This window comes from Chitinophaga sp., from assembly GCF_036566945.1.
GTDB lineage: Bacteria > Bacteroidota > Bacteroidia > Chitinophagales > Chitinophagaceae > Chitinophaga.
Window position 1 is genome coordinate 1 of sequence record NZ_DATCVJ010001041.1, and the last position, 2,651, is coordinate 2,651.

2 protein-coding genes are annotated in these 2,651 nt (G+C 46.6%); one reads left to right on the plus strand and one right to left on the minus strand.

Features of this window, described 5'->3' with window-relative positions; genetic code table 11:
* The first annotated feature begins 142 nt into the window (after positions 1-142).
* Positions 143-883, plus strand: coding sequence for a tyrosine-protein phosphatase (locus tag VIP81_RS31425; protein ID WP_331971455.1), 741 nt, complete (start codon positions 143-145; stop codon positions 881-883).
* A gap of 172 nt (positions 884-1,055) precedes the next feature.
* On the opposite strand, the gene VIP81_RS31430 is transcribed toward VIP81_RS31425, so the two are convergent.
* Positions 1,056-2,621 (minus strand): gliding motility-associated C-terminal domain-containing protein, encoded by a 1,566-nt coding sequence (locus VIP81_RS31430; RefSeq protein WP_331971458.1) that lies wholly within the window; start codon positions 2,619-2,621, stop codon positions 1,056-1,058.
* Positions 2,622-2,651 lie beyond the last annotated feature (30 nt).

Consider the following 2,651-nt stretch of genomic DNA (forward strand, 5'->3'; position numbering starts at 1 on the left):
GAGGTAAAAGCAATACTGGACGTAGACAGTGAACACGTGGATCACTTTGATACCACCGATCAGCAATTTCTGGAAGAAATTGTGGCACTGATTATGTTATAGCACAGCGAAATTTTGTGTCATTGATTTATTGAAGAACCATATGCTTTTTTTTCGTAAAAAAAATACAGACACCGCTCCGGCTGCAGACCTGCTTGCTTTCATGCATACAGACATACACTCCCATCTCCTCCCTGGTGTAGATGATGGGGTGCCCGACCTCGCCACTTCCCTGCATTTTATTGAACAGCTCCGGGAAATGGGCATCCAAAAAATTATTACTACGCCACATATTATGATGGACCGGTATCCCAATTCGGTGAATACGATGGCCGCCCCCTACCTGGCTGTAAAGGCTGCACTGGCGCAACAAAATATGTCGATTCCGTTTCACCATGCGGCAGAGTATTACCTGGATGAACAATTCGAAGCATTGATGACATCGCCGCTGCTCACGCTCGATGGACAGATGGTGCTGGTGGAAATTTCCTTCATGTCTGCTCCCCCACAATTGCATCAATGGCTTTTTGACATATCGGCACTCGGCTATACCCCACTGCTGGCACATCCGGAACGGTATAGCTATTGTCATAAAAACTTTGAGCTGTATCAGCAGTTTAAACAATGGGGCTGTAAATTCCAGGTAAACCTGTTATCGCTCACCGGATACTATGGCAAACACATTCAACTGGCCGCGGAAAAACTCATAGAACTGGAGATGATTGATTTCATTGGAACAGATTTGCATCATGAGAAACACCTGCGGGCAATTACTGATATTGGTAAAAATAAAAAGTTACGACAGGTGCTGGAGAACTATCCGTTTGGGAATGCAGCGTTGTGATAGGTGCGTATAATAAATAACGAAAAATTTGCAGTAACAGAATAGTAGCACAACAAACCCGGAAGTCCATCAGCACTATTCCATTACTGCAACTAAATAATAAAACAGGATTATTTCTTAGTGCAAGTGGTGGTAGTCCTCGTTGTCATGCCACTTGTAGTAACTGTTTATACTACTTCACCAACATCAAAGAGCCGGTTTGTTTACGCGCCTGCTTTTTACTATCCGTATAAATAACCACCCATATGTAATTACCAATAGGCTGCTGCGCCCCATCCCAGGCGCCTTCCGGATCACTGGTTTGAAAAACACGTGCTCCCCATCGATTATATACTTCCATTCTATAATCACTCACATCGTCATGTAATTTTACCCGGAACAAATCATTCTGCCCGTCCCCATTGGGTGAAAAGGCTGTAGGTACGAATACAGCGCATTCGCGGATGTTCCGGATGATCTCCACATTTCCATCTGTAGCACAATCATGCGCATCCTTTACGTTGAAATGAAAACTCCCGGCATCCAGCCCCGACCAACTGCTATCGCCCTGCCAGGGCTTATTATCCAGGCTGTACGCATACGGAAGCGTACCACCCGTGAGATCCAGCATGATCTTACCATCCATTGTAGTGGTACAACTGACATCTTTTTTACGTGCTGCGACAAGAGTCAGTTGCGCAGGCTCTTTTACGTCGATGCCATCAAGTTGCTCGGTGCAGTTTCCTTCATCTTTTATCAACATCCGGTAATTTCCCGGCGTTAAGTTTTTAAAAGTGGGCGTGTATTCCGGGTGCGTGCTGCCATCGAAATAATAACGATAAGGCGGCGTGCCACCATCTGTTTCCAATGCAATGCTGTTGTCGTTTTCACCATAGCAGCGGGAAGGTGTTACCATCACTTTGCTTTTCACTTCCTTTCCGATGATGGTAGCGCGCTGTGTAACACTCACTCCGTTGGGATGAGTCACCGTAACATCATAATCGCCGGGCGCCAGGCCGCTGATATGCGGCGTGGTTTCACCGCCGGGACTCCACCGGATAGTACAGCTACGGGTTACGCCCATAATAGCTACGCTGGCCTCTCCGGTGCGCTCACCTTTACAGGTATGTTTCAGTGAGAGCGAAAGCTGCGGTGTTTCCAGCAACGAGGCCGACAAATTATCCATCAATAAAGCAGATCCATAAATACTTTTCTCGCAAGGCAATGCTGCATCTGCCATCAGGATGATAAACTTATAATTGCGTGCGGGATGAAAAGCAAAAGAATAACGCTTCCAGGTGGTGTGAAAAAAGGCGCCTGAACTCCACAGTCTTTCTGCGGTATCCTTAGGTGTATTACCACCGTATACAGTCAGATTACCATAGCAGGTGAGAGAAGAATAATTGGGAGCATAGGCCAGGTCCATGGCTATTGTGTAGCTTTTGCCGCCAATCAGCGCGGCTTCCTGGCTAATGGATTCCAGGTAAGTGGGACCGCTGTGCATACCTATATAAGTGGCTCCATCGGAAGCGGGCAGATTAATACCAAATACTCCTGGTTGTATGTCGGGGGTGTTGCCACCGATCCAGGGCGTTGGCACTTTGCCCTGCCCCGGGGTTCCTTCCAGGGAAGGGTTTTTTAGCAAAATATCCTGTGCGGTAAGGGGATGTAAGGCGCTGATTATACAGAATAATACTGCTGCAAGGTGTTTATATACACCGGACACGACATCGGAATATTTTAACAGCAGTGGTTTCATAGTTACTACAGATTTTATGGATAGTTCTCA

Bases quoted from the DNA above. Each gene is read 5' to 3' on its own strand.
- VIP81_RS31425 (WP_331971455.1), top strand. From the start codon at position 143: ATGCTTTTTTTTCGTAAAAAAAATACAGACACCGCTCCGGCTGCAGAC.
- VIP81_RS31430 (WP_331971458.1), bottom strand. From the start codon at position 2,621: ATGAAACCACTGCTGTTAAAATATTCCGATGTCGTGTCCGGTGTATAT.